General features: G+C 68.6%; 27 protein-coding genes. 14 read left to right on the top strand and 13 right to left on the bottom strand.

Annotated features, from left to right (window positions below; genetic code table 11):
* Positions 1 to 55 precede the first annotated feature (55 nt).
* The 8 genes from ASG69_RS05690 (at position 56) to ASG69_RS05655 (ending at position 9656) form a co-directional block, all read left to right on the top strand.
* A complete protein-coding gene (locus ASG69_RS05690; RefSeq protein WP_027506109.1) occupies positions 56 to 2329 on the top strand; it encodes a glycerol-3-phosphate 1-O-acyltransferase in 2274 nt (757 codons plus the stop codon).
* Entirely contained in the window at positions 2326 to 3774 is a 1449-nt protein-coding gene (locus tag ASG69_RS05685; protein WP_056441091.1) for an HAD-IB family hydrolase, read from the top strand. Before ASG69_RS05690 ends, ASG69_RS05685 begins: the two co-directional genes overlap by 4 nt.
* Positions 3767 to 4816, top strand: coding sequence for an adenylate/guanylate cyclase domain-containing protein (locus tag ASG69_RS05680; RefSeq protein ID WP_051613418.1), 1050 nt, complete (start codon positions 3767 to 3769; stop codon positions 4814 to 4816). Before ASG69_RS05685 ends, ASG69_RS05680 begins: the two co-directional genes overlap by 8 nt.
* Before the next feature lie 9 nt (positions 4817 to 4825).
* Positions 4826 to 5917: a spore photoproduct lyase family protein gene (locus ASG69_RS05675; RefSeq protein ID WP_056441088.1), complete on the top strand. Its 1092-nt coding sequence runs from the start codon at positions 4826 to 4828 to the stop codon at positions 5915 to 5917.
* Between the two features lies 1 nt (position 5918).
* Positions 5919 to 6722 (top strand): DNA-formamidopyrimidine glycosylase family protein, encoded by an 804-nt coding sequence (locus ASG69_RS05670; RefSeq protein WP_027506106.1) that lies wholly within the window; start codon positions 5919 to 5921, stop codon positions 6720 to 6722.
* A gap of 88 nt (positions 6723 to 6810) precedes the next feature.
* Positions 6811 to 7656, top strand: coding sequence for a type IV toxin-antitoxin system AbiEi family antitoxin domain-containing protein (locus ASG69_RS05665; RefSeq protein WP_056442180.1), 846 nt, complete (start codon positions 6811 to 6813; stop codon positions 7654 to 7656).
* A gap of 110 nt (positions 7657 to 7766) precedes the next feature.
* Positions 7767 to 9212: a threonine synthase gene (gene thrC / locus ASG69_RS05660; RefSeq protein WP_056441085.1), complete on the top strand. Its 1446-nt coding sequence runs from the start codon at positions 7767 to 7769 to the stop codon at positions 9210 to 9212.
* A 9-nt stretch (positions 9213 to 9221) separates the two neighbouring features.
* Complete coding sequence (locus ASG69_RS05655) at positions 9222 to 9656, top strand: VOC family protein (RefSeq protein ID WP_056441082.1); 435 nt, start codon at positions 9222 to 9224, stop codon at positions 9654 to 9656.
* On the opposite strand, the gene ASG69_RS05650 is transcribed toward ASG69_RS05655, so the two are convergent.
* Positions 9657 to 10088, bottom strand: coding sequence for a MarR family winged helix-turn-helix transcriptional regulator (locus tag ASG69_RS05650; RefSeq protein WP_051613432.1), 432 nt, complete (start codon positions 10086 to 10088; stop codon positions 9657 to 9659). It abuts the gene before it with no gap.
* 183 nt (positions 10089 to 10271) lie between these two features.
* Here ASG69_RS05650 and ASG69_RS05645 point away from each other — a divergent pair, with 183 nt between their 5' ends.
* Both ASG69_RS05645 and ASG69_RS05640 read left to right on the top strand, forming a co-directional pair.
* Entirely contained in the window at positions 10272 to 12404 is a 2133-nt protein-coding gene (locus ASG69_RS05645) for an MMPL family transporter (protein WP_235578863.1), read from the top strand.
* Positions 12401 to 13006, top strand: a complete 606-nt coding sequence (locus ASG69_RS05640) for a lipocalin family protein (RefSeq protein WP_027506100.1) — start codon at positions 12401 to 12403, stop codon at positions 13004 to 13006. The genes ASG69_RS05645 and ASG69_RS05640 overlap by 4 nt, the downstream gene beginning before the upstream one ends.
* A gap of 25 nt (positions 13007 to 13031) precedes the next feature.
* Here the strand turns inward: ASG69_RS05640 and ASG69_RS05635 are convergent, their stop codons facing one another.
* Entirely contained in the window at positions 13032 to 13388 is a 357-nt protein-coding gene (locus ASG69_RS05635) for a universal stress protein (RefSeq protein WP_027506099.1), read from the bottom strand.
* Between the two features lie 37 nt (positions 13389 to 13425).
* A complete protein-coding gene (locus ASG69_RS05630) occupies positions 13426 to 14841 on the bottom strand; it encodes a sugar porter family MFS transporter (protein ID WP_056441079.1) in 1416 nt (471 codons plus the stop codon).
* Between the two features lie 199 nt (positions 14842 to 15040).
* Here ASG69_RS05630 and ASG69_RS22435 point away from each other — a divergent pair, with 199 nt between their 5' ends.
* A complete protein-coding gene (locus tag ASG69_RS22435; protein WP_155957046.1) occupies positions 15041 to 15190 on the top strand; it encodes a hypothetical protein in 150 nt (49 codons plus the stop codon).
* On the opposite strand, the gene ASG69_RS05625 is transcribed toward ASG69_RS22435, so the two are convergent.
* The 8 genes from ASG69_RS05625 to ASG69_RS05590 are packed head-to-tail and all read right to left on the bottom strand — an operon-like array spanning position 15191 to position 22588.
* The gene (locus tag ASG69_RS05625; protein ID WP_027506097.1) at positions 15191 to 16294 is read right to left on the bottom strand and encodes an MSMEG_0565 family glycosyltransferase; all 1104 of its coding nucleotides are present in this window, start codon (positions 16292 to 16294) and stop codon (positions 15191 to 15193) included.
* Entirely contained in the window at positions 16276 to 17139 is an 864-nt protein-coding gene (locus ASG69_RS05620) for a carbon-nitrogen hydrolase family protein (protein ID WP_056441078.1), read from the bottom strand. The genes ASG69_RS05625 and ASG69_RS05620 overlap by 19 nt, the downstream gene beginning before the upstream one ends.
* 7 nt (positions 17140 to 17146) lie before the next feature.
* Positions 17147 to 18400 carry an MSMEG_0569 family flavin-dependent oxidoreductase gene (locus tag ASG69_RS05615; protein WP_037185980.1) on the bottom strand — a complete coding sequence of 418 codons (1254 nt, stop codon included), beginning with the start codon at positions 18398 to 18400 and terminating at the stop codon, positions 17147 to 17149.
* On the bottom strand, positions 18397 to 18681 hold the full coding sequence (locus tag ASG69_RS05610; protein WP_056441075.1) for an MSMEG_0570 family nitrogen starvation response protein: 285 nt from the start codon (positions 18679 to 18681) through the stop codon (positions 18397 to 18399). The genes ASG69_RS05615 and ASG69_RS05610 overlap by 4 nt, the downstream gene beginning before the upstream one ends.
* Positions 18674 to 19582, bottom strand: a complete 909-nt coding sequence (locus ASG69_RS05605) for a carbon-nitrogen hydrolase family protein (RefSeq protein ID WP_056441072.1) — start codon at positions 19580 to 19582, stop codon at positions 18674 to 18676. The genes ASG69_RS05610 and ASG69_RS05605 overlap by 8 nt, the downstream gene beginning before the upstream one ends.
* On the bottom strand, positions 19579 to 20976 hold the full coding sequence (locus ASG69_RS05600; protein WP_056441069.1) for an MSMEG_0567/sll0787 family protein: 1398 nt from the start codon (positions 20974 to 20976) through the stop codon (positions 19579 to 19581). The genes ASG69_RS05605 and ASG69_RS05600 overlap by 4 nt, the downstream gene beginning before the upstream one ends.
* Position 20977: 1 nt before the next feature.
* A complete protein-coding gene (locus tag ASG69_RS05595) occupies positions 20978 to 22051 on the bottom strand; it encodes an MSMEG_0568 family radical SAM protein (protein WP_056441066.1) in 1074 nt (357 codons plus the stop codon).
* A 12-nt stretch (positions 22052 to 22063) separates the two neighbouring features.
* Positions 22064 to 22588, bottom strand: a complete 525-nt coding sequence (locus tag ASG69_RS05590; RefSeq protein ID WP_027506093.1) for an MSMEG_0572/Sll0783 family nitrogen starvation response protein — start codon at positions 22586 to 22588, stop codon at positions 22064 to 22066.
* Positions 22589 to 22758: 170 nt separating this feature from the next.
* On the opposite strand from ASG69_RS05590, the gene ASG69_RS05585 reads away from it, so the two are divergent.
* From ASG69_RS05585 to ASG69_RS05575, 3 genes are read left to right on the top strand one after another with little or no spacing between them, the layout of a single operon-like run.
* The gene (locus ASG69_RS05585; protein WP_056441063.1) at positions 22759 to 23655 is read left to right on the top strand and encodes a DUF3626 domain-containing protein; all 897 of its coding nucleotides are present in this window, start codon (positions 22759 to 22761) and stop codon (positions 23653 to 23655) included.
* 12 nt (positions 23656 to 23667) lie between these two features.
* A complete protein-coding gene (locus ASG69_RS05580; RefSeq protein WP_056441060.1) occupies positions 23668 to 24048 on the top strand; it encodes a hypothetical protein in 381 nt (126 codons plus the stop codon).
* Positions 24041 to 24472: a hypothetical protein gene (locus ASG69_RS05575; RefSeq protein ID WP_027506090.1), complete on the top strand. Its 432-nt coding sequence runs from the start codon at positions 24041 to 24043 to the stop codon at positions 24470 to 24472. The genes ASG69_RS05580 and ASG69_RS05575 overlap by 8 nt, the downstream gene beginning before the upstream one ends.
* 51 nt (positions 24473 to 24523) lie before the next feature.
* Here the strand turns inward: ASG69_RS05575 and ASG69_RS05570 are convergent, their stop codons facing one another.
* Both ASG69_RS05570 and ASG69_RS05565 read right to left on the bottom strand, forming a co-directional pair.
* Complete coding sequence (locus tag ASG69_RS05570; protein ID WP_056441057.1) at positions 24524 to 24880, bottom strand: SdpI family protein; 357 nt, start codon at positions 24878 to 24880, stop codon at positions 24524 to 24526.
* Positions 24881 to 24898: 18 nt separating this feature from the next.
* Positions 24899 to 25327, bottom strand: coding sequence for a type II toxin-antitoxin system Rv0910 family toxin (locus tag ASG69_RS05565; protein WP_056442173.1), 429 nt, complete (start codon positions 25325 to 25327; stop codon positions 24899 to 24901).
* Positions 25328 to 25369: the final 42 nt, after the last annotated feature.

The raw sequence follows: 25369 nt of genomic DNA, 5'->3' as shown, positions 1-25369 counted from the left end.
CATCACGTGCACGGCCCACCACCGGTGGCGCATCGGAGGGGGAAGGCGAGCGGACATGTCTCAACTGGATTCGACCGAGCATCCGCTGACGGGGAGATCCTCGTCCTCCGACGATCAGGTCTTCCTCATCGACGCGGTCTCCGACGTCGACGTCCACGCGGCCGACGACTGGATCGACCGTCACCACGGTGACGGCCGGCCGGAGTCGGTCGTCATGACGGGCAAGGCACTCGACGAACTCACCGAGCGGGCCGGTGGCGCCGATCCACTCATCACTCCGTTGCGGGTGAGCTGGACCAAGGCTCCGCGTAAGGGATTCGGTCTCCGGGTGGGCCGGGCACGCCGCGGTGAGCCGCGCATCATCGAGGGTGAGCCCGCCTCGTTGTCGGCGCTGCGTGAGCGGTTCGAGGCGACGGCCGGCCGCTCCCTGTCGTCCTACATCGCGCGGCAGGCCAGCCTCACGCTGGACAAGGCCGAGCGTGAGGTCATCGGCAGCGAGTACAAGGTGCCGCGGTTCGTCGTCGAGGAGATGACGGAGCGCTCGCAGTTCCGCGCCGATCTGGCGGAGTTGGCGGCCTCGGTGGACACCCCGGTGTCGGCGGTCAATGCTCGGGTTCACGAGATCCTCGACGAGATGGTGGCCACCGAGAACAAGGGTGCCGTCGAACTCTGGGGCCAGCTCGGTGCCTTCTTCTCGCGGGCCTACCGCGTCGAGGTGGACACCGAGAAGCTCGCCGAGCTGCGCGATCTGGACAAGTCGTTCCCCCTGGTCTTCCTGCCGAACCACCGCTCCTACCTCGACCCGCTGGTTCTGCGCCCCGCCCTGCTCGAGCAGGGCTTCCCGCTCAATCACGTCATGGGCGGCATCAACGTCGGGTTCTGGCCCATCGGCCCGCTCGCGAAGCGCAGCGGTGTGGTGTTGATCCAGCGCAAGTTCTCCGACGCGGTCTACAAGTGGACCCTGCGCCAGTACATGAGCTTCCTGTTGAGCAAGAAGTTCAACCTCGAGTGGTACATCGAGGGCGGCAGGTCTCGCACCGGCAAGCTCCGGCCTCCGCGCTTCGGCCTGCTCACCTACCTCTTCGACGCGCTCGAGAACAGCACGGCGGCCGATGCCTACCTCGTCCCGACGTCCATCACCTACGACCGGTTGCACGAGGTCGGCGAGATGGCGAAGGAGTCGCACGGTGCGACGAAGCAGGCCGAGGGAATCCGGATGGCCATCGGGTACGTCCGCGCCCAGGGCCAGTTACGCGGAACCGTCTACCTGCGGTTCGGGACTCCGATGTCGGCACGGCAGTTCCTCGACGAGTACGACGACAAGCGGGTCGCGGTGCAGCGTGCGGCGCTGGCGGTGTCGCACGCCATCAACGAGTCCACTCCGGTGACGCCGGCGGCGCTGGTGGCGATGGCGATGCTCGGTATCGAGGACCGCGCGCTGAACAAGCGTGAGATGTGGTCGATCATCGAGCCGTTGGCGTCGTACATCCAGCAGCGTGGTCTCCCGACGGCGGGTGGGGTGGATCTGACCGACATCGACGTCATGACGGCCGCTGTGCGCGCGCAGGTCGCGGCCGGTGTGGTGCGGCGCTTCGACGACGGCCCGGAGCCGTTGTTCCTGCTCGCGCAGGACAAGCATCTCGTCGCGTCGTTCTTCCGCAACAACGCCATTCACTTCTTCGTGATGCGGGCGATCGGCGAGTTGGTGGTGTTGCGCACCGAGGACTGCCCCACGGGCGAGGTGGCCGCCGACGATCTGTGGAAGTCCGCGCTGGAACTGCGGGACATGCTGAAGTTCGAGTTCTTCTTCGGCGAGAAGCGTGAGTTCGGGGAGCGCCTCGAAGCTGAGGTCGATCTCATCGATCCGCACTGGCGCACCGGTCTCGATCGACCCGGGTACGCGCTGAAGTCGTTGCAGTCGCAGCCTTTTCATCTGGCGCACCGGGTACTGCAGCCGATCTTCGAGGCGTATCAGGTGGTGGCCGACCAGCTGCTCACCCTCACACCGGGTGCGAAGTTCGACAAGGTGTCGTTCCTCGACGACTGCCTGGGCGTCGCGCAGTCGCGGCGACTCCGACAGCAGCTCGAGCACAGCGAGGCCATCTCGAACGAGCTCTTCGACACCGCCCTGCAGTTGGCCGACAATCGTGGTCTCCTGTCCACCGAGGACGACGACATCGCTTCCCGCCGTCAGGAATTCGCTGCGGACATCGCGGCGTGGGGACGTGTGAGCAGACGTATCCGCACGATGGTGCACGTGGCCCTCGACTCCGTCGACGGTGCGGACGCACCCGATCGACCAGACAACGCTTCCGGAGGACACCGGTGACCAGCACTCACCCAGCACACACGTTCCAGGATCTACTCGACGAGGTCGCACAGGCTCCGAAGGGTCCGGACGTGGTGGCGTTCTTCGATTTCGACGGCACCGTGATCGACGGTTACTCCGCGACCGCCGTGTTCAAGGAACGTCTTCGCCGCTTCGACGTCGACCTGTTCGAGCTGTGGGAGATCAGCAGCGCCGTCGTGGAGATGCGGGTGCGCGGGACCACCGTCGACAACCTGATGGACAAGGCCGTGCACGCGTTGGCCGGGAAGACGCACGACGAGTTGATGGAGCAGGCGCAGCGGCTCTTCCGCTCCGAGATCGCTTCGCAGATCTTCCCGCAGGTCCGCACCCTCGTCGCCGCGCATCGCCGGGCCGGTCACCGCGTCGTGATGTCGACGTCCGCGACCCCGTACCAGGCTCAGCCCGTGGTCGACGACCTCCGCTTCGACGACCTGATCTGCACCCACCCCGAGATCGGGCCGGACGGCGTCCTCACCGGCCTCCTCGACGGCCGGTCGCTGTGGGGTCCGCGCAAGGCCGAGGGAATCGAGGACTGGGCGACGGCCGAGGGCGTCGACACCTCCGTGTGTTTCGGCTACTCCAACGGCATCGAGGACGTCCCGATGCTCGAGACCGTCGGTCGTCCCGTCGCGCTCAACCCGGACCCCGAACTCGACCGCACCGCGCGTGACCGCGGCTGGTCCCGTGTCCAGCTGCGCAGGCCCACGCGCGGAGCCGATCTGACGTCCACCGTGCGCAGCGTCGCCGCCCTCGGCTCGGTCCTGGCGAGTGCCGGACTGGGTGCGACCCTGGGCGTGCTCAGCGGCAGCCGCCGAGTGGGCGCCAACGTCACCAACGCCGTCGCACCGGAGGTCGCTCTGGCCCTCACCGGCATCACGGTGAACGTGGTGAACGAGGAGAACGCCTGGAGCCACCGACCGGCGGTGTTCCTGTTCAACCATCAGTCCACGATGGACATGATCGTCGTCGCCCGCGTCCTGCGTCGGGACATCACGGCCGTCGCGAAGAAGGAACTGAGCCGCGACCCCCGGTTCGCCCCCCTCGGGGCTCTCTTCGACGTGGCCTACGTCGACCGATCGAACAACGCCGCGGCGCGCGAAGCGATGAAACCGGCCATCGACAAGCTCCACAGCGGCGTGTCGGTGGCCGTGGCCCCGGAGGGCACCCGCATGCCGACGGAGCGGTTGGGGCGCTTCAAGAAGGGCGGGTTCCATCTGGCCATGGCGGCCGGGGTCCCGGTGGTTCCCCTGATCCTCCAGGGAGCGGGCGACGTGATGTGGAAGTCCTCGTTCACTGCGCACTCCGGCACCGTCACCGTCACTGTGGGAGAACCGATCCCGACGACGGACTGGACGGCGGAGACACTGGACGAGCACATCGCGGAGGTCCGAGCGGTCTACGAGCGGACTCTCGACCATGCCTGACCAGGGCCCACCGGACGCCGGCCGGCCCACCTTCCGGCAGAACGAGGTCGAACAGACTCTGCTGGGAGAGGAACCCACGTACACCCGCGATCAGGTCGCCGAGCTGGCGAACGTGGATCTCGAACGCGCGCAACAACTGTGGATCGCCATGGGCTTCCCGGTCAGCCCGGATCCGGACGCCGTCATGTTCACCGATGCCGACATCGAGGCGCTGCGCCTGCTCACGACACTCGTCGACGAGAACGTCGTCGAGAAGTCGATGGAGGTGGCGGTCGCGCGGACGCTGGGGCAGTCGATGTCACGGCTGGCCGAGTGGCAGGTGGGCGTCGTCAACTCCTACATCCGCTCGCGCATCGCTGCCGACGCCGCCGATCCGGACGCCATTCGATCGGAGTCCCGGGTCACCGCCGCGGACACGGTGCCCACCATGGAGAAACTGCAGAACTACGTGTGGCGGCGCCATCTCGCCGCGGTGGCCGGGCGCGCACTGTCCGTCGAGTCGAGCGGGGAGACCGACACGGTGCTCGCGGTCGGCTTCGCGGACATGGTCGGCTACACCTCGCTCACCCGTCGACTCGATGTCTCCGAGCTGACCTCGCTGCTCGAGGAGTTCGAGTCGGTGGCCACGACGATCATCGCCCGCGGCCACGGATCGGTGGTGAAGAACGTCGGCGACGAGGTGATGTTCCAGACCACCGACCCCCGGGACGCGGCACGGATCGCCCTGGAGCTGCACGACGCCTTCGCCGACCGGGACGACGTTCCCGCGCTGCGCGTCGGCATCGCCGTGGGTCCGGTGCTCGCCCGCTTCGGCGACCTGTACGGGTCCGTGGTCAACATGGCCGCCCGCCTGACCAGCAACGCGCACCCCGGCACGGTGCTGGTGGACAGCGAGACGGCCGACGCGCTGTCGGGCGAGGACGAGTTCTACCTCAAGTCGCTACGCCCCCTGCGGGTGCGCGGTTTCAGCAAGCTACGGACCTACGCGCTGCGTCGCAATCGCGATCACCAGCGGGAAGGATCGCGCGACACCGAGCGTTGACCTGAGGTGATGACGGATGCACTGCTTACTCCGACCCGCCTGTGGACACCCCGGCGGGTGATGATCACCAAGTCGGCCGCCGAACTGCCACACACCGCCGAGATCGTGCGGCGGTGCGAGGCGGCGGGTGTGTCGGACATCGACGTCCTCCCGGCGGATCGCCTCACGGGGCTGCGCGGCGAGTCCGAGCGGGAGACCTACGCGCGGGCGAAGTCGACGCTCGCGGTCGTGGTCGCTCCGCCCAGTGCGCTGAAGCCGCAACCCATCCCACCCAGCGCCGACTGGCGCATCGACCTGGCGAAGGGCTGCCCGGCGCACTGCCAGTACTGCTACCTCGCCGGCTCGCTGTCGGGCCCACCTGTCACTCGGGTGTACGCCAATCTCGACGACGTCCTGGCCCCGATCGCGACGCATGTCGGCCGCGGCACCATCACCAGCGGCACCGCCGAGCGTGGACACGAGGGCACCACCTTCGAGATGTCCTGCTACACCGACCCTCTCGGCATCGAGCACGTCACCGGATCACTGGCCGCCGCTATCTCGCGGGTCGGTGCCGGCGAGTTCGGACCCGGCGCCTCCCTCCGCTTCACCACCAAGTTCGACGATGTCACCGAGTTGGTCGGCCTCGACCACGGCGGGCGTACCCGGGTGCGACTGTCGGTCAACGCCCGCGACATCGGGAACCGTTTCGAGGGCGGCACGGCTCGGATGCCCGCCCGCATCGCGGCGCTGCGTGCGCTCGCGCAGGCGGGGTACCCGGTGGGCGTGACCATCGCTCCGATCATGCCCGTGCCCGGCTGGCGCGAGCAGTACGGCGAGCTCCTCGCCGACATCGCGGCGGCGCTGGCCGACGTCCCGGACGTCGACCTCACCGCCGAGGTCATCACGCACCGGTTCACTCCGTCGAGCAAGGACGTGCTGCTGAGCTGGTACCCGGCCACGAAGCTCGAGATGGACGAGGACTCGCGCTCGGCCAAGCGCTCGAAGTTCGGGGGCGTCAAGTACGTCTACCCGAAGGACACCATGGCGGAGATGAAGAGCTGGTTCACCGAGGAACTACGGGACGTCCTGCCCGCGGCGCAGCTCCTGTACTGGACCTGACGTGCCGGAGGGGGACACGGTCCACGCGCTCGCGGCACGTCTGCGGGCGGCGCTGGACGGCCGGGAACTGGCCGAGGGCCGGCTGAACGTCCCCGCACATGCGACGGAGAACCTCGCGGGACGCACGATCCAACGGCACCGGACGCACGGCAAACACCTGCTCACCGATCTCGACGGCGACCTGACGCTCCACACGCATCTGAGGATGACGGGGTCGTGGACCGTCACCGCCCCCGGCCGACGACTGCCCCGTCGCCTCGATCCCGACGTGCGCGTGCGGCTGGCCGTGCGCGACGGGCCCACCGCGTACGGGCTGCTGCTCCCGGTGGTCGAGTTCTCCACCACTCGCGACGCCGACGCGGCGCTGTCGTATCTCGGCCCCGATCCGCTGCACGACGACTTCGACGCCGCGCAGGCGGCGGCGAACATCGCGCGGGACCCGCGCCCGATCGTCGCGGTACTGCTCGATCAGCGCGTCATGGCCGGTCCGGGCAACCTGTGGGCCAACGAACTGTGTTTCCTTCGTGGTCTCGGGCCGTGGGTGCCGGCGTGCGACGTGGATGCCACTCGACTGGTCGCCCTCACTCGCAAGGCGATGCGCCACTCGGTGTCCACCCCGCGGGCCATGCAGGTGACCACCGGAGACACCCGGCCAGGTCGGCAGCACTGGGTGGCGGGTCGCGCGGGCAAGCCGTGCCTGCGATGCGGCACCACCGTCCGCGTGGTCGCCGAGGTGCCGGGAGATCCGGAACGACGGCGGACCTGGTGGTGCCCGCACTGCCAGCCGGGGCCGGAGCGGCCGTGATCCGGTGCAGCCGACCGTGCTGTACCCGGTTCACTGCACCGGATCCGATCCACGGAACTGCCGCGGAGGCGCGCGCGTCCAGTGCGAGATGATCGAGAGACTGCTGGCCGAGCAGGACGGGGTGGTGACCACCGCGCAGGCCCGCACCGCCGGACTCACCCCCGAGGCCATCGAGTGGCGCGTCCACACCGGCCGCTGGCGGCGCACGAGTCGCGGAGTGTTCTTCGCCGTCGACCGACCGTTCACCGACGACGCGCGGATCCGGTGCGCGGTGTGGTCCACGAGTACGGGCGCGCTGTCCGGTCCTGCAGCCGCGTACTGGTATCGCATGCTTCCGCGGGCCCCGGAGACGATCGAGGTGACCGTGCCCCGGACAGGCTCCGGTCGCGGAATCACCGGCGTCCGGGTGCGCCGGCGCGACCTGCCGAGCATCGACGTCGTGATCGTGCGCCGTGTCCTCGTGACGAGGACGCCGCTGACCGTTCTGGAGGCGTCCACGGTGCTGGGCCCCGAGGTCATGGATCGCGCCCTGCAGAAGACGATGACCCTCGACCATCTCCGACGAGCGCACGCTCGCAACCCCGGACGTCGCGGGTACGTGCGAGCGGAGCAGCTCCTGCGCGCCGCCGAGGGCGGTGCCCGGTCCGAGGCCGAACGGCTGTTCCGCAGGATCATGAGATCCGCACACATCACCGGACTGCGGGTGAACCTGCCGTACGCGGGCTACATCCTCGACTTCGCGTTCCCGCACGCCAGGGTCTGCGTGGAGATCGACGGGTGGGCCTTCCACTCGGACAGCGCCGCGTTCCACCGCGACCGGATCCGGCAGAACGTCCTCAGCAGGGAGTGGACGGTGTTGCGGTACACGTGGCGGGACCTCGTCGAACGGCCCGACGAGGTGGCGGCCGAGGTGCGACGCTTCGTCACCGGCTGATCCGGTGCAGCTAACCGTGCTCTCCACGGTTCACTGCACCAGATCCGGTCCGGACCGGCGGATGTGGCACAGTTGTCAGCCGGGCGCGCCACCGGACGAGAGAGACGAAGATGCAGTATCAGTCGACGCGGGGTCACAACCTGCCCCAGCACTTCTCGGACATCCTCCTCGGCGGCCTGGCCCCCGACGGTGGTCTCTACCTGCCGGCCGAGTACCCGCAGCTGACCGCCGACGAGCTCGAGTCGTTCCGCTCACTGTCCTACGCCGACCTCGCCTTCGAGGTGCTCTCGAAGTTCGCCGACGACATTCCCGCGGAGGACCTCCGCGACATCACGCGCCGGACGTACACCGCCGAGGTCTACTCGAACGGCCGACCCGGCGACGACACGTCACTCATCACCCCGCTGCGTCCACTCGGCGAGGAGCAGGGCACCTCGCTCCATCTCCTGGGGCTGTCCAACGGCCCGACGCTGGCATTCAAGGACATGGCGATGCAGTTGTTGGGCAACCTGTTCGAGTACTCCCTCGCGGGCAGCGGCGAGGAGCTCAACATCCTGGGCGCCACATCGGGTGACACCGGCAGCGCCGCCGAGCACGCGATGCGCGGCAAGAAGAACATCCGCGTCGTCATGCTGAGCCCGCACGGCCGGATGAGCAGTTTCCAGCGGGCACAGATGTTCAGCCTGCAGGACGAGAACATCGTGAACCTCGCGGTCGAGGGGAATTTCGACGACTGCCAGGACATCGTCAAGGCCGTCTCCAAGGACGCCGAGTTCAAGGCGCACCACGCCATCGGCACCGTCAACTCGATCAACTGGGGTCGAGTCGTCGCGCAGGTCGTCTACTACGTGCACGGGTGGCTCCTCGCGACGGACGGGCCGGGCCGGCGCGTGTCGTTCTCGGTGCCGTCCGGCAACTTCGGCAACGTGTGCGCCGGACACATCGCCCGGTGCATGGGCCTGCCGATCGACCAGCTCGTCGTCGCGACCAACGAGAACGACGTCCTCGACGAGTTCTTCCGCACGGGTGTCTACCGTCCCCGCGCGGCCGCCGAGACCCACCACACCTCGAGCCCCAGCATGGACATCTCCAAGGCGTCCAACTTCGAGCGCTTCCTCTACGACCTCGTCGATCAGGACGCGGTCCGGCTCGGTGAGCTGTTCCGCGCGCTCGACACCGACGGCGGCTTCGACTTCTCCGGTACTCCCGAGTTCGATCGCATCCAGGAGTTCGGCTTCGTGTCCGGCTGCAGCACGCACGCGAACCGCGTCGAGACCATCCGCGACGTGGCCGAGCGCTACGGCGTGACCATCGACCCGCACACCGCCGACGGCGTGAGTGTCGCCCGCCGGAACCTGCGCGAGGGCGTGCCCATGATCGTGCTCGAGACCGCGTTGCCCGCGAAGTTCGCGGACATCGTGCGGGAGGCACTGGGAACCGAACCCGAGCGTCCGCCGGCGTTCGAGGGCATCGAGGACCTGCCGCAGCGCTTCGATGTCGTCCCCGCGGACGTCGATCGCGTGAAGGACGTCATCGTGGAGCACACCGGTCGTTAGAGTCGAGCGATGTCGATACGACTCGAGAACGTCGGGATCGCGGTACGCGACCTCGACGAGGCCATCGCGTTCTTCACCGATCTGGGTCTGACACTCCTCGGCCGTGACACGGTCCAGGGCGAGTGGGCCGACACGGCGGTGGGTCTCGACGGCAATCACGCCGACATCGCGATGCTGCAGACGCCGGACGGGGCGGGCCGCATCGAGCTGTTCCAGAACCGCCATCCCACCATGATCGAGACGGAACCGACGCTCCCGCATCAGATCGGCATGCACCGCGTCGCCTTCGAGGTCGACGACCTCGAGCAGGCTCTGGCAGTGGCCGCTCGGCACGGCTGCCACCCGTTGCGCGGTGTCGCGAACTACGAGGGTGTCTATGCACTGACCTACGTGCGCGGACCCAGCGGCATCATCGTCATGTTCGCTCAGAAGCTCGGGGCCTGATCACCCGGTGCTCTTGATCTCCTGGTGGTAGGTCTGCATGGCGTCGGTGAGAGCTCCGAACACACGGTGCGCCGCAGCGAGATCCGTGTCCGGCAGCGCGGACAGCGACTCGTGGACGTGCTGTCCGAGCGGGCCGAAGAACTGCCGTGCGACGTCCATTCCCGGCTCGTCGTAGCGGAGGATGACCCGCCGTCGGTCCCGCGTGTCGGGTTCGCGGCGGATGTGACCCGACGCGATCATCCGCTCCACCAGATATGTCATGGCGGCGGAGGAGAGTCCGAGGAGAGAGCCGAGCTCGCCCGGCGACACCGGACGTCCACCGACATCGGCGACCATGATGTGCAGCAGGGCTCGGAAGTCGTTCGCGCTGAGGTGGTGTCGAGAGCCGAACACACGGCCGAGCTGATCCGACTCGGCTGTCATGGCGCGCATGTCGGCGGCGATCGTGGATTCGAGATCGCGCCGGGCACCGTCGGCGTCGGTCGCGTCGGACCGCTCCGACCGTTCGTGTGCTGACACAGATTCTCCTTCGAAAACTCGGGTGTCAGCGTACTCGCCGGACCTCCGAGCGATGTCTCAGTTGCTTAACGATCAACTAACTGAGACACTTTTCCGGTGAGCGAGAACTCTGTGTGGAACCGCGTGGCCGGCCTCGTCTCAGGGCCTCGGTCCTGGATCGTCGCCCTGCTCGCCGTCCTTGCCGCCGGCGCGCTCATCGGCGGCGTCGGGAGCAACTCCGCTGCCGAGAGTTCACCGACATCGCTCCCCTCGGACGCGGAATCGGCACGGGTCGACGCCCTGCTCGAGGAGTTCCCCGACTCCGACCTCTCGCCGGTGATCCTCGTGGTGACGCGCGCCGACGGCGGCGCCCTGTCCGAACAGGACCTCGCCGACGTCGCTGCCGCGAGGATGCGGATGAACGGTGTCGAGCGCGGGGTGGACGCGGGTGCGCCCGACGCCCCGGTCGTTCCCGCACCCGACGGCGAGGCGGCCATCGCCCCCGTCCAGGTGTCGACGTCGGAGTCCGGAACGGGACTGGCCGATCTGGTCACCGAGCTGCGCACCGCTGCCACCGACGGCCTCCCCGACGGGTTGACGGCGCAGGTCACGGGCGGTCCCGCGTTCGCCGCCGACATCGCCGACTCCTTCTCCGGGGCCAATGTCACGCTGCTCGGCGTCACCGCGCTGGTGGTGGCCCTGCTGCTGATCGCCACGTACCGGTCACCGGTTCTCTGGCTCGTGCCGCTCGCCGTCGTGGGCTTCGGTGACCGGGTCGCCTCGACGGTCGGCACCGCAGTGTCCGGGCTCACCGGGCTCTCGTTCGACGGCAGCACCTCGGGCATCACCAGCGTCCTGGTGTTCGGCGCCGGGACCAACTACGCGCTGCTGCTCATCTCCCGGTACCGCGAGGAACTGCGCCGCGAGAGCGACCACCGGGTCGCCCTCCACCATGCCGTGCGACGCGCCGGCCCGGCCATCGTGGCGAGCAACGCGACGGTGGTGCTCGCGCTCCTGACACTGCTGCTGGGCACCCTGCCGAGTACGCGCAGCCTGGGCGGTCTGGCCGCGGCCGGTCTCGTGGTCGCCGCCGTCTTCGTGCTCTTCGTTCTTCCGCCACTGCTCTCGCTGTTCGGTCGGAAGCTGTTCTGGCCGTTCGTTCCTCGCGTGGGCGATCCCGAGCCGACGGACAAGGGCGTGTTCTTCCGCGTCGCCAACGCCGTCGGTCGTCGACCCGGCCGCGCCGCGGCGGTGTCGCTGGTCGCGCTGGCCGTCTGCATTCTCGGCCTCGTCGGAACGAACGTGGGCCTGTCGCAGACCGAGCAGTTCCGCGTCACCGCCGAATCCGTCACCGGCATCGACACGCTCGCCGAGCACTTCCCGGCGGGGCAGTCAGATCCGACCGTCGTCGTCGCCCGGACCGCGGCGGCCTCGGAGGTCGAGGCAGCGCTGCAGGACACCGACGGCGTGGTGTCGGTGTCCCGAACTGCGGACTCCCGGCCCGGCACCTCAAACACCGGTCTCACCGAGTGGTCCGTCGTGCTCGACGCGGAACCGTCCTCCGACGGCGCGTTCGCCGCGGTCGAGAACCTGCGTGCATCTGTCGCTCCGATCACGGGTGCCGACGCTCTGGTGGGCGGCAGCGATGCGCAGGCGCTGGACACGTCCGATGCCGCAGCTCGCGACCGCCTGGTGATCATCCCGGTGATCCTGCTGGTGGTACTGCTGGTGCTGTTCGTTCTGCTCCGGTCGGCCCTCGCACCCCTGGTGCTCGTGGCCACGACGGTGCTCAGCACGCTGGCGGCTCTGGGCATCGGCAGCTGGGCCAGCGAGAACATCTTCGGCTTCCCCGCCCTCGGCGACAACGTGCCGCTGTTCGGGTTCCTGTTCCTCGTGGCCCTGGGTGTGGACTACACGATCTTCCTCGTCACCCGGGCACGCGAGGAGACACCGTCGTACGGGACGCGGACGGGCATCGTGCGCGCCGTCGCGTCGACGGGCGCGGTCATCACCAGTGCGGGCATCGTGCTCGCCGCGGTGTTCACCGTGCTGGGCGTCCTGCCACTCATTCTGCTCACGCAGCTCGGGATCGTCGTGGGCCTCGGCATCCTGCTCGACACCTTCGTGGTCCGCACGATCGTGATTCCGGCCCTGTTCACCCTGATCGGTCCCCGCATCTGGTGGCCGACCGAACTCGACCCGCACTCCGAAGACAGTCCGAACGCCACGAAAGAAGGAGTCACCTCATGATCCGCAGCATCATCCGCACGGCAGTCGCCGGAGCGTTGGTCACCGGAGCTCTGCTCGCCGGCGGCAGCGCCGCGTCCGCGCAGCCCCTGTTCGAGCCGCTGCAGCCCATCGCTCAGCTGGACGTCCAGCGCTACGCGGGTGACTGGTGGCAGATCGCGGCCGTCCCGCAGCCGTTCAACCTGAACTGCGCCAAGGACACCCGGGCCAACTACCAGGTGCTCGACCCCAGCAACGTGCGCGTGCAGAACAACTGCACCCGCTGGGACGGCGGAGCCAACGAGATCATCGGCAACGCCCGGGTGAACGATCCGGTCACGCAGGCGCAGCTGCACGTGAGCTTCCCCGGCGTGCCCACCCAGGACAATCCCGAGGGTCCCACCAACTACATCGTCACCTACATCGCCGACGACTACTCGTGGGCGCTGGTGGGCGACCCGTTCCGCACGTCCGGCTTCGTCCTGTCGCGGTCGCCGCAGGTGAGTGCCGATCAGTGGAAGCAGATCCGGAGCGTCGTCGAGAGCCGCGGCTACAACGCCTGCCTGCTGTTGACGTCGCCGACCACTCAGGGCAGCAACGAGATCCGCCCGCTCTGCACCGTCTGACCTCTGCCACCGCTCACCGTTCGGCTCAGCTGGGTCGAACGGTGAGCACCGGCACCGGTGACGTCATCAGCAGACGCTGACTGACGCTGCCCAGCAACGCCTTTCCCACCCGACTGCGCTTCTTGATCCCGATCACGAGTCGCGTCACCTCCGGGTGCGCCTCGATCTCGTCGATCACCGCGATCACCGGGTCGCGGTCCTCGCGCCCCGCCCGGTCGATCACTCGCACCGCCACGTCACCGCCCACGTCGCTCGTGTCGAGCGCGCCGAGGGTCAGGTTCACCGCGATCACGTCGGTCTCGAGCATGCGCGCCTCCGACACCGCCTCCGACAGTGCGTGTCGGCCCTCGTCGCTGTCGGTCACTGCCACCAGTACTGCCATGATGTCTCGCCGTCCTTCTCGAAGTGGGGTGATCGTGTCAGGAGTACTCGCGGCGGAACCGGGCCTCGAGTTCCTCCAGGCTCTGACCGCGGGTCTCCGGCACCTGCGTGATGATGAAGACCAGGGCCAGTATGCCCAGTCCGACGAAGATGAAGAACGTCGGCGCGATGCCGAGCGCGTCGACCACCGGCGGGAAGGCCAGTGCGACGGCAGCATTGGCGATCCACAGCATGAACACGCAGACACCGATGGCGAAGCTGCGAATCTTGAGCGGGAAGATCTCTGCGAGCATCAGCCAGACCAGCGGCCCGATCGTGCCCTGCATGCAGAAGACGAAGAGCACGACGAAGACGAGGATGAAGTATGCCTTGGCGGTGCCGTCCGGCAGCAGCAGTGCGGACAGTCCGACCAGGAGATGGAAGAGCGTCGTCAGTGAGAAGCCCGCGATCAGCATCGTTCGGCGATCGATCCGATTCATGATGAGCAGGCCGACCGTGATGCCGAGGACGCTGAAGAGGCCGTTGAGCGTGTTCGCGATGATGGCGGAGCTGCTCGAGAATCCGGCGTCGCCGAGGAGCTGGGTGCCGTAGTACATCACCGAGTTGATGCCCGTGAACTGTTGGAACACACCGAGTCCCACACCGATGTAGATCAACCGTCGGATCCACCGCACCGACAGGTCGGCCGCGCCGCCGGTCTGCGAGAGCTTCTCCTCCTCGGCCAGCGCGTGCACCTCGGCCATCTCGGCCTCCGCACGTTCGGGGGACCGCACCTGCTTCAGCACCGCCAGGGCGTCGTCGTCCCGGCCCTGCGAGACGAGCCAGCGCGGACTCTCGGGCATCCGCAGCATGCCGAAGAACAGTGCGAACGCGGGCAACACGGCGACCAGCAGCATGTAGCGCCAGACGGAGTCGTGCTCGCCCCAGATGTTGAAGATGAGGGCGTTGATCACGAAGGCCGCGAACTGGCCGCTGACGATCATGACCTCGTTGCGCGTCACCAGGGAACCGCGGCGCTCGAACGGTGAGACCTCCGAGAGGTACACCGGCACGGTCGCGGACGCTCCGCCGACCGCGAGGCCGAGGATGAAGCGGAACACCGCCAGCACCTCCCACGACGGGGCGAGAACGCAGCCCAGAGTGCCGAGGACGAAGATGCCGGCCAGCATCAGGATGTTGTGCCGACGGCCGTACTTGTCCGACAGTCGGCCCCCGACCAGTGCGCCGATGGCCGCCCCGAAGATGAGGATGCTGACGACGAAGCCCTCGGTGAAGGCCGTGAGCGACAGGTCCTCCTTCAACGGCTCCAGCGCGCCGTTGATGACGCCCGTGTCGTATCCGAACAGCAGGCCACCGAAGGTCGCCACCACGGCGATGACGCCGAGGCGACGCGAGTGGGGACCGGGTGCGTCCGGCGGTAGTGCACTTCCCGTGGTGCTGACTTGCGAAGACATGACATCCCATCGTCGGCGTGGCGGGTCCGAGCCGCCCAGCGACGCTCGAACCATGTCTGTATGTCTTAACATAGTTTCCGCGCCCTGAGAAGTGGATCACATCATTTTCCCCTCGACACCGGTATATCTCTCAGTTGTTCAACTATTCAGAATCTGAGATGATTGGTCCGGCGATCCACGTCGAGAAGGGAGTGCCACCATGTCCGACGAGCCCGAGCGGGACAGCGAGCAACGCGCGGCTCCGTTGTCGTTCGTCCAGTTGTTCTTCGACGCGACGGTCGACACCACGTCGCCGGGACACCTCCCCGACGACGGACCCGATGACGCGGGCACATCGCCCCTGCGCTGATCAGCGATGCGCGAGCCCTGCGTAGAACGCGAGATGAGCGGCCGCGGCGTCGTCCCAACTCGTGCGGGCAGCCAGTGCGCGCCCGGCAGCGGCACGGTCGTCCGACGTCAGAGCGTCCTCGAGTGCGGCAGCCGTCCCCTCCGCGTCGCCGCCGTAGCGCACCGCGTCCCCGAACACCTCGCGGAACACGGGGAGGTCCCGCACCACGACGGGAACCGAGGCGGCGAGAGCCTCCATCGCGGCCAGCCCGAAGCCTTCCTTGGTGGAGAGGAACGCGAATGCCGACGCGCCCGCGACGAGAGACGGGAGCACGTCGTGGTCGACGGTGCCGAGCACCCGCGGTACGGGCCCCTCGTCGCCTGTCGACCGACCGGCCTCCGGCCTGCCCGCCAGTTCCGCGAGTCGGGTGTCGAACTCCGCCCGGTACCCCCGGTAGTCGAACAACGTCTCACCGCCGGCGAACACCAGACCCACGTCCGGACACCGCTCTCGAAGCGCGGCGTGGGCCTCGAGCAGGTCGATGCTCCCCTTGCGCGGCTCGATGCCACCGACCGCGAGGACGTATCGGCCGAGACGGGTGCGCCACTCGTCGCCGCGTGCCGCCGCGAACCGAGCATGGTCGACCCCGTTGGGGATGACCGTCGGCGACAGCCCCCATCCCGCACGCACCTCGTCGGCCACGGCGCGCGAGACACAGATGCGGGCGAGGGGCTCGACGACCGCGCGCTCGTGGCAGGCGGCGAGTTCCGGTGTCGTGAACTCCTCGAGGTGGTGGATCGTGCGGACACAGCGTCCGACGGCGTTCGCGGTGATGCAGTCCTGGGCATGCACGACGTCGGCGTCACCCGGGTCGAATGCACTGCGCATCAGTGCTATCGACCGCAGGATGCGATCGCCCACCGACTCGTCCTCGCGCGCCGGGAACGGAACGAGACGAACCGTCACCGCGGGATCGATCGCACGGTAGAAGCCCTCGTCGCCGCCGCGCGCCAGGGACCACACCGTCACGTCCGCTCCCGCGCGCGCCAGTGCTTCCGCCAGTTCGACGGTGTGGACCACTCCCCCTCGCGGTTTCGTCGAGTAGGTCAGGAGGGCGACACGCACGTGGTCTCCTTCGATGCCTGTGAGTGGTAGGTGTCCGGTCGTCGTTCGTCGAGGTGACGCAGCACCCGACGGGCCCGGTCCACCTCCGCGTCCACGTCGATGTCGCAGCACGCCAGGCCACCCTTGTCTCGCGTCCGGCACAGGACCTCGCCGCCGGGACCGACGATCTTCGCCTGCCCGAGGAAGCGCAGAGATCCCGTCACCCCCGTGTGATTGGACGACAGCAGCACCACCTGATTCTCGGCTGCCCGGGCGGCGTCGTAGAGGTCGAACAGGCGAGACTGTCTGTCGTTGGCCAACTTCGACGCCCTGTCCGTCACACTGGCCGGCCACGCCGACAGCGCCGCGATGATGCGCGCACCGTCCAGAGCCAAGGTGCGCGCCGCCTCGGGGAATGTCTTGTCGTAATCGATCAGCATGCCCATCCTGCCCACCGGCGTGTCGAACGCCGAGAACCGATCTCCCGCCGCATAGGCCAACGACTCCCCCGCCGGTTGGTGCACCTTTCGATGACGACCCAACACACCGTCGCCCGTGAGGCACACGGCGGCGTTGTAACGGACCAGGGCCGCCCTCTCGGTGTAGCCCACGCACACGGTCATCGCACCGGCCGCAGCAGCGATCACCGCGAGCTCGGGTCCGTCCTCGTCGAGCGCCGGCGGCAGCTCCTCGAGATCGGGCCGCGCGAGATCACCGAGGTAACCGCCGAGGCAGGCGTCGGGCAGGACCAACAGGTCGATGCCCCGCTGATGGCCCTGCTCGATGATGCCCACGATCTTCTCGACGGACCGCTCGACGTCACGGCCGAAGTGTCCCGCGAGCGCCGCCGCCCGGATCGGCGCCATCTCGCGGTCAGACCGCCGCGGGCACGCGGGCGCCGACCGCCGGGGACATCTGCTCCGCGAGGTACTCCGCATCCCGTGCCACCGCCGCGAATCGGCCCGAGCCCCAGGTGTTCTGCCATGGCAGACCCAGGAAGTACAGGCCCTCCGCCGCGGTCACACCGCGGGTGTGAGCCGGGTGGCCCTCACCGTCGAACACCCCGACCTTCAGCCAGCGATAGTCCCGGCGGAAGCCGACGGCCCACACGACGGACGTGACGCCCGCCGCCTCGAGATCGAGCTCGGTGGGTTCCGACTCGGGCCGCCAGACCGGTGTGTAGCGCTCCTCGACGGGAGCGTCGAGTCCCGCCCTGGTGATGTAGGCGTCGATGTCGTTCTTGATGCCCTCCGACACCGCGTCCGCCGCGTCGAGTGACTGCTCGAGAGTCGGCGCGAAACGCAGGACACCGTCCGAACCGACGTCGGTCAACCGCCCGTACAGCCGCATCCCGTCCAGTGCGAAGGCACGCAGGTCGATGTCGCGTCCGCCGTCCCGCCCGGTCACGTAGTGGTTCGTGCTCTCCCGCTTGGAGAGTCCGCCGGCGTGTTCGGAGATCGACACGTCGTACACCCCCATGTCCTGCAGCCACGCGACGCAGTCCCGTCCGCGGTAGAAGCGGGCGACACGAGGCGCGGACCCCGCGACGAGGTGCACCTGCCTGCCCTCGAGGTGCAGATCCTCGGCGATCTGCGCGCCGGACTGCCCGGTACCGACCACCAGGACCCCACCCGGAGGAAGCGCCGCCGCGCTGCGGTACCCCGACGAGTGGATCTGCGTGATCGTCTCCGGCACCCGCTCGGCGAGGCGTGGAATCGACGGGACGTGGTAGCCACCGACGGCCACCACGACCTGATCCGCGGTCATCGACCCGGCGGAGGTCGACACGACGTGGCCGCCGCCGGGTGCCTGCTGCACCGACAGCACCGCGACGTGTTCGCGGACCGGAGCGCCGAACGAGTCGGCGTAGCGACGCACGAAGTCGTACACCAGGTCTCGGGTCATGAATCCGTCGGGATCGTCGCCGTCGTAGGCGTACCCGGGCAGGACGCACTGCCAGTTCGGTGTCACCAGGGTGAAGTTGTCCCACCGCCCGTCCAGCCACTCGTGGGCGATGGTGTCCCGTTCGAGGACGACATGGTCGACACCGCGTCGGGTCAGGTGCCAGCTCATGGACAGCCCTGCCTGGCCCGCGCCGATCACGATCACGGTGTGATGCTCGGTCATCGCGCTCCTCCCAGGTCGAGCACGTGCACGGTGCCGCGGTCGAACGCCGCTGCGGTGGTCTCGATCTCGCGCAGAGTCGCCGCTGCCGAGGTACACGCGAAGCCGTACTTGGCCCGCACCCGGTCACTGGCCTCGGTGAGCGCGAGTCGACTGCGCTGCACGAAGTCGGCGATCTCGTAGCGCGTCCCGACCGTGAGATGGTCACGGACGACGAGTGACGGTGAGTAGCACTGTTGGCGGCACCCGTTGGGCCACTGGACGGTGAAGGTCATCTCAGGCACGGCTCATCACCCGGTCCACCCGAGACATGCTGTCGCCGTCGACGAGGGTCCCGTACACGGACGGACGGCGGTCCCGAAGGTTGTACATGCCACCTCCGCGAGCCGCCGCGATCGCCTTCTGCACATCGAGAGTCGCTGTCGCCAGGCCGGGTTCGACGCCCGTGCCGGCGAGGATCTCCCCTCCCGGACCGACGATCTTGGCGCTGCACACGAAGTCCAGCGACCCGAAGGACCCCGCCTGATTGGACGCGATCCACACGACCTGGTTCTCCAGTGCTCGCGCCTGGTCGTAGATGTCGAAGCGCAGCTTCCATCGATCGTCGGCCATGTTCGGAGCACGACCCGTTCGCGAGGTCGGCCATGCCGACAGCGAGGTGATGATCTCGGCCCCGTCTAGTGCGATCTCCCGCGCCGCCTCGGGGAACGCCTTGTCGTAACAGATCTGCATGCCCATCCGGCCGACCGGGGTGTCGAAGGCGCGGTACTCGGAACCCGCCGAGTAGCAGAGGTTCTCGCCCAGCGGCTGGTGCACCTTGCGGTACGAGCCCAGCACCCCGTCACCGTGCACCGTCACCGCGGCGTTGTACCGCGTGAGACCGTCCGCCTCACAGAAACCGAAGGTCACCACCATGTCCCCGGCCATCGCCGACACTCGCGCGATCTCCGGACCGTCCAGCTCGAGGGCCGGCGGCAGGTTCCGCAGCCGGGTGCGGCGCTTCTCCTCCGACTCGTCTCCGCCTCCCAGACTCGGGAGGTAGCCCCCGAGGCATGCCTCCGGCAGGACCAGCAGCGCGCTGCCGCGTCGCCGTGCTTCCGCGATGGTGCGCTCGATGGTGGCGTACGACTCGTCCATGTCGCGGCCGAAGCGCTCGGACGCCACCGAGAGAGTTACGTCGTTCATGCTGGTCCCAATCCTGTGACTGCGGCGGAGACCGCCGAGGTGGTGGCGCCGTCGGGCCACCGCAAGGTGACTCCCGGCTCCGAGGTGAGGCGGCCGCAGGCGGCCGATGTCGCCGGACCGGCCGGCGGGAGCCGACGTCCGGGGCGGTCCGCGGTGATCATCGCGAACCCGGGGAAGCACGTGATCCATCGGCCGAGGTCGGCGCCGCCGGGTCGGGGTATGCGGGCGACGTCGATCTCGGCGCCCGTACCGGATGCCTCGGCCAGCATGCCGACGGTGCCCGCGAGCCCCGCCATGCTGACGTCCTTCGCTGCACGAGGAGCTGCCCGGGCCACGAACGAGCCCATCTCGCGGAGGTCCGACCCGGAGCGTGCGGAGGTCGAATCCCACTGCAGGCCGTGGTAACCGGGTCGCCAGCCGCCCCCGAGGTCGGCGGTGAGACTCAGCTCGTCACCGACCTCACCGCCGCCCGCACGCACCGGCGACGACGTCCGTCCGAGTGCCGTGACCGACAGCGCCGCCGGCACACCCACCTGGGTGTGGCCGCCGAGCACGGGAACCCCCCACGCGTCACCGGCGCGGGCGAGGCCCCGGATCACGCGGGTGAGGAGCGACGTCGTCGGAGCGCCGACGGCGTCCAGCATGCCCACCGGGGTCGCACCCATGGCGGACAGATCGTTCAGATTCACCAGGGCGGCACACCATCCGGCCCACTCCGGGTCGCGCTCGACCATGGACGGCACGATGGCGTCGCACGCGGCGATGATGTCGGAGCCGGGCACCGGCACTCCGTCGTCGCCTCGGAAACCACTCGCCCCCAACCCCAGTGGCGCAGTGGCCAGGGGCGCCAGCACAGTTGCGAGCACGGCCTTGGTCGACCGGACGAGACGTGCCACCGTGTCGATGGTCCAGCGCATCGTCTCGTGCGGGGCGCCGGCCAGCACGGTGGGGCCGGTGGCGGTCCACCCGAGCGCCGTGAACATCGGGACGTGGCGAGACTGCACGGTGGCGTCGAACCGCACCACCCCGGCCGTCTCCACATGAGCGCAGGCGGCTCGGATCAGAGCGGGTCCCACTGCGCGACTACGCTTCTCCCGCGCGACGACGAGGCGGCTGCCCGACCACCATCCCAGGTCGACGTCCGTGCAGGGAGCCACCCGGACCCCGCCGAGGACGGTGCCGTCGGGGGCGGTCGCGAGAAGGACGACCGCGCGCGGATCGTCGTCGACGCCGTCCCGGTCGGTACCCGAGAACAAGCCCTGCTCGACGACGAACGACTCGCGTCGAAGACGGTGATAGGCGGCGAGATCGGCCGCCGACTCGGCCGGCCGGACGAGGAACGGGGCAGCGCCGACGGTGGGTGCCCCGGTGAGGATCGACAGTTCGGTGCTCATGTCAGCCACCCATCGTCTGCAGGACGCTGCACGCACCACACGCTGCGCACCCGGCCTTCTGGTCGGTCCCCAGCATCTCCGCGTCCACCAGTGCCGCGGCCACCCGAGTGCTCACGTCCGTCAACAGCTCGGCGGACGGCGCCCCGGCCCCGTCGACGTCCACCGCGAGGGTCCCCGGGTGTGGCCGGAACGGGACGACGAAGGGATAGACCCCCATCGCGATCAGCTCGGTGGCGCCGCGAACCACCTCGTCCGGGTCCTCGCCGAGCCCGACCAGCAGATACGTCGACACCTGGTTGCGTCCGAAGACACGCACCGCCTCCGCCCATGCCGCGCGGTACTCGTCGAGCGAGACCGACGCCTTGCCCGGCATCCAGCGGCGCCGCACGTCCTCGTCCAGGGACTCGACGTGGATACCGATGGACCGTGCGCCGGCGTCGTACAACTCGGTGAGGGTCGCGAGATCACCGGGCGGTTCGCACTGCACCTGGATCGGCAGGTCGGGGAGCACGGCGCGCACCGCGCGGACGCAGCGTGCCAGGTGCAACGCCCCGCGATCTCGGCCCGCCGAGGTCCCGGTCGTCATGACCATCTGGGTGATGCCGTCGAGTCGCACCGCCGCCTCGGCCACGGCGGCGAGATCGGCGGGCTTCTTCACCGCCACGGTGGCGCCGCTGCGCAACGACTCCTCGATGGAGCAGAACCGACACCGTTGCGACTCGTCGTAGCGAATGCAGGTCTGGACCACGGTCGTGGCCAGCACCCCCTTGCCGTGGAGCTTGGCGAGCTTCTCGTAGGGCACACCGTCGTCGGTGGTGAGGTCGTAGAAGGCCGGCCGGGCGATGGCGGCGATGTCCAGTCCGATGTCGTCCCCGTCGAACAGCACCCGATCGCCGTCCAGGACGTAGGGGCTCGACGGATTGCGGGGCAGCGCTGCACCGAGTCCGTCGATGCTCACGTGGCCGTCGTCGCTCGGTCCCGCACCCGCGGTGCGGCGCACCGGTGGGGTCCCACGGATGCCGAGCAGGGCCAGATCGACCCGGTGGTTCCTGGTCTTCAGTCGAACGTCGGACATCGCCGTCTCACCTCAGACCATGTACGTGGAGTTGATGATCGCGCCCTTGCGGGCGTAGTGGATCAACGCGTCCTGCACGTCCAGCGGGTGCGCGGGCACGACGCCCTCGATGAGGTCTTCCTCGCGGCCGCCGTGCAGCGCGAGCCCGAATCGGCAACAGAACACGGTGCCGCCCTCCGAGATGAACGTCGCGAGAGCGTCGTTGATGTTCTGCTCGCCGGGGAAACCGGAGTCTCCGGTGGTGGGGAAGCCGCGGGTCGCCAGGCAGTTGATGGCACCGGGACCGTAGAAGTACATCGCCGACTCGTAGCCCTTGCGCAGAGCGCGCGTCGCCTGCAGCACGGCGACGAAGCTCACCGACGACTCGTGGGCGATGCCGTGCACGAGGGTGAAGTACGACTCGCCGTCCTCCGCCTTGTAGTCCGGGAAGATCTTGGTTCCGCCGTAGATGTTGCTGCCCTTGGGGAGTGACGGGTGCGGGATCTCGGCGAGTGAGGCGGACATGTTGTCGAGGATGGTCTGATCGAACGCGGCCACGGGAACCTCCGGAAGATGAGTGAGCGAGTACTCGGGTGCGGAGACGTCCGTCCCGCTGACACCAGTACAGGCCTGCTCGATGTCCGGATGGTCACCCGCGGAACAACGCCCTGTTTCGTCCTGCTCACTCGCGTAACCCCGGCGACACACCGCCGCGTTACCGTCGGAGTGTGGTCGACGCCTCGGGTGCCCGACGCCTCCTCGCACTCGCGCACGTCGCGTCGCGAGTCGAGGCGGGCCCACCCGTGCCGCCGGCGACGAGAGTGACCGTGCACTTCCATCCCGATCGGCTCGTGGCCGGCCGACCGTTGCTCGAGGTGCTGATCGAGGAGAACCTGTACCGATCGCAGTTCGTCACCGGCACGAGCAACGGCGGGTTCGATCCTGCGCCCGGCGGTCGTCGCCACGCATGGGAGTCCCGGATGTTCGGTGGGGCGTACGACCACGGCCCGGCATCGGAGCGCCCGATCTACGGCTCGCTGAATCACCGCCTGGAGCCTGCGGGCGGATCGGTGCGCTTCGGCTCCTCCCACCTGGTGCTCCGCCGAGACGTGCTCCCCCGGACGACCTTCTGCTACCCCGATTCCGTCCACGAGCCGACAGCCTTCGGCACCGGTGAGCGCATGCCACTCGTCGAGACGGCACTCTCCCACCACGACGTCGACGTGCTCGACGACTACATCGAGGCCCATGTCCACGGACCGCTACGACTCGACACCGATGTCGAGGCACTCGTTCTCGACCCGTCGTTCCGCGGGACCGAGCTGGACGCGATCGCACGCCGGGCACCAGTTCCGGTGCGGTGGCACCACGGGTTCGAGCTGACATCGAGTCGGTTCGATCACTGCGCCGACTACCGCGGACCACACATCGCCGACCTCGCACGGTCCGTGGCGAGAGACGGGCGTCTCACCGCGTACATCGTCGGTCAGGCCGCGAACACCGGTGAGCACGACGATCAGCACGTCAAACAGCTCTGGCACTGCGTCGCGCGCTTCGGACACGACTGGTCCGACCGTCCGGGGGCCGCAACCTCACCTGCCGAGGGACGAATCGGACGGGGATAAACTGGGCTCACCATGCTCACACCCATCACGGTCGCCCTCTACGTGCTGCCACTCGTCGCCGCGGTCTGGGCACTGGTGAAGCTGATCCGCAATCAGGCGCTGCTCCTCGCGAACCGCGGAGACCGCGTGTTCTTCCGGTTCCTCGTTTGCATCGAGCTGCTCGTGCTCGCGCAGGCCGTGGTCGGTTTCGTCGCCCTGGCCACCACCGACCGCGATGTGCACACCGTCACCTTCGGCGCGTACCTCATCGGTCTCGCACTGCTGCTGCCCATCGGTGTGTGGTGGTCTCTCGGGGACCGCAGTCGCGGCGGCACCGCCGTCCTGATCGTCGTCACCCTCACCCTCGCGGTGATGGTGCTGCGTCTGAACCAGATCTGGGCCGGCCATGCCTGACACCGCACGCACGGACCTGCAGACGGCCACCCGGTCCGGCATCGGGCGCGTCCTCATCGCCCTCTACGCCCTGTTCTCCGTCGCCGCCGCGTCGCGCTCGGCGGTGCAGATCGGGACCCGGTTCGACGACGCACCGGTCGCGTACCTGCTGTCCGCGTTCGCCGCCCTGGTCTACATCGTCGGCACCGTGTGTCTCGCACGAGCCTCCGTGGTGTCGCGCCGCATCGCGACCATCTCGTGCGTCGTCGAGATAGTCGGTGTGCTCGCCGTCTCGATCGCCAGTTACGCCGTGCCGCAGGAGTTCCCGGAGCCCACGGTGTGGTCGCACTTCGGATCGGGCTACCTGTTCATCCCGGTGATCCTGCCGATCGCGGCGCTGTGGTGGCTGCGCCGGACGGACACCGGTAGGGCGGGGAAGGGCTGATTCGTCCACGCTGCGGCCACACGAACGAGCCTCCTCGCAGTGGGTACGGAATCACGCGTGACGTTTGGCCACCCGATCCGCACGCACGGTGGCGGCCACCAGGATCACAGCTTGCACCGCGAGACCTGCGGCGGGAACCGAAACTACCGCGGGCCCGATGTCGGCCTCGGTGATCGACGCGATCAGCCAGAGCGTGCTCGTCAGAACGACGACCACGACAGCGATGACACCGACGGCGAGAAAGTGCGCCGCGGCAGCTCGATGACCGGCTCGCCAGGCATCGCGGGACGCCGTCGTCGCCTTCGTGCGCAATCCCACGGCCGAATTCACGTCCACGTTCGTGCCCGGCGTCCGCATCACGAGCGACAGGGACCCGAGGAGAACCACCCCGACGAGAAGTGACAGCACCGGAGCAGGTTCCACGAACTACCCCAGCTTCGCCAGGTTGGTCACACTCGTGCGCACGTCCGACTCCAGCACCTTCGCGACGACCCCGCCGATCGGGCCGGACAGCAACCCGCCGCGGAAGTTCGCGTCGAGGGTGAACTCCGATCCGGCGCCCTTCGGCGCGACGGACATCTTCAGATCGATCTTGATGCCGCCCTTGCCTTTGCCGAGCAGCGCGATCTCGTAGGGCTTGTCGTACTCGGTGATCGTCCAGGTGATCACGTTGCGGAAACCCTTGACCTTGATCAGCGAATCGATGGTGACGCCTTCCTTCAACGTGTCCGGCACGGGGCTGCGCCATCCACCGAAGATGGTCATCCACTCCTGGAAGCTGGACAGATCGGACGCCCTGGCCCACGCCTCGTCCGGTGTCATCGTCGAGTCCACCGTCACGTTCACTCCGGCCACGCGGCCCTCGCTTCCTGCCTCGTCGGTCCCGCGCGCGGGTCC

This window comes from Rhodococcus sp. Leaf225 (assembly GCF_001426145.1).
GTDB lineage: Bacteria > Actinomycetota > Actinomycetes > Mycobacteriales > Mycobacteriaceae > Rhodococcoides.
The sequence above is the reverse complement of the archived record's forward strand: the minus strand, read 5'-3'. Positions and strand labels throughout refer to the sequence as shown.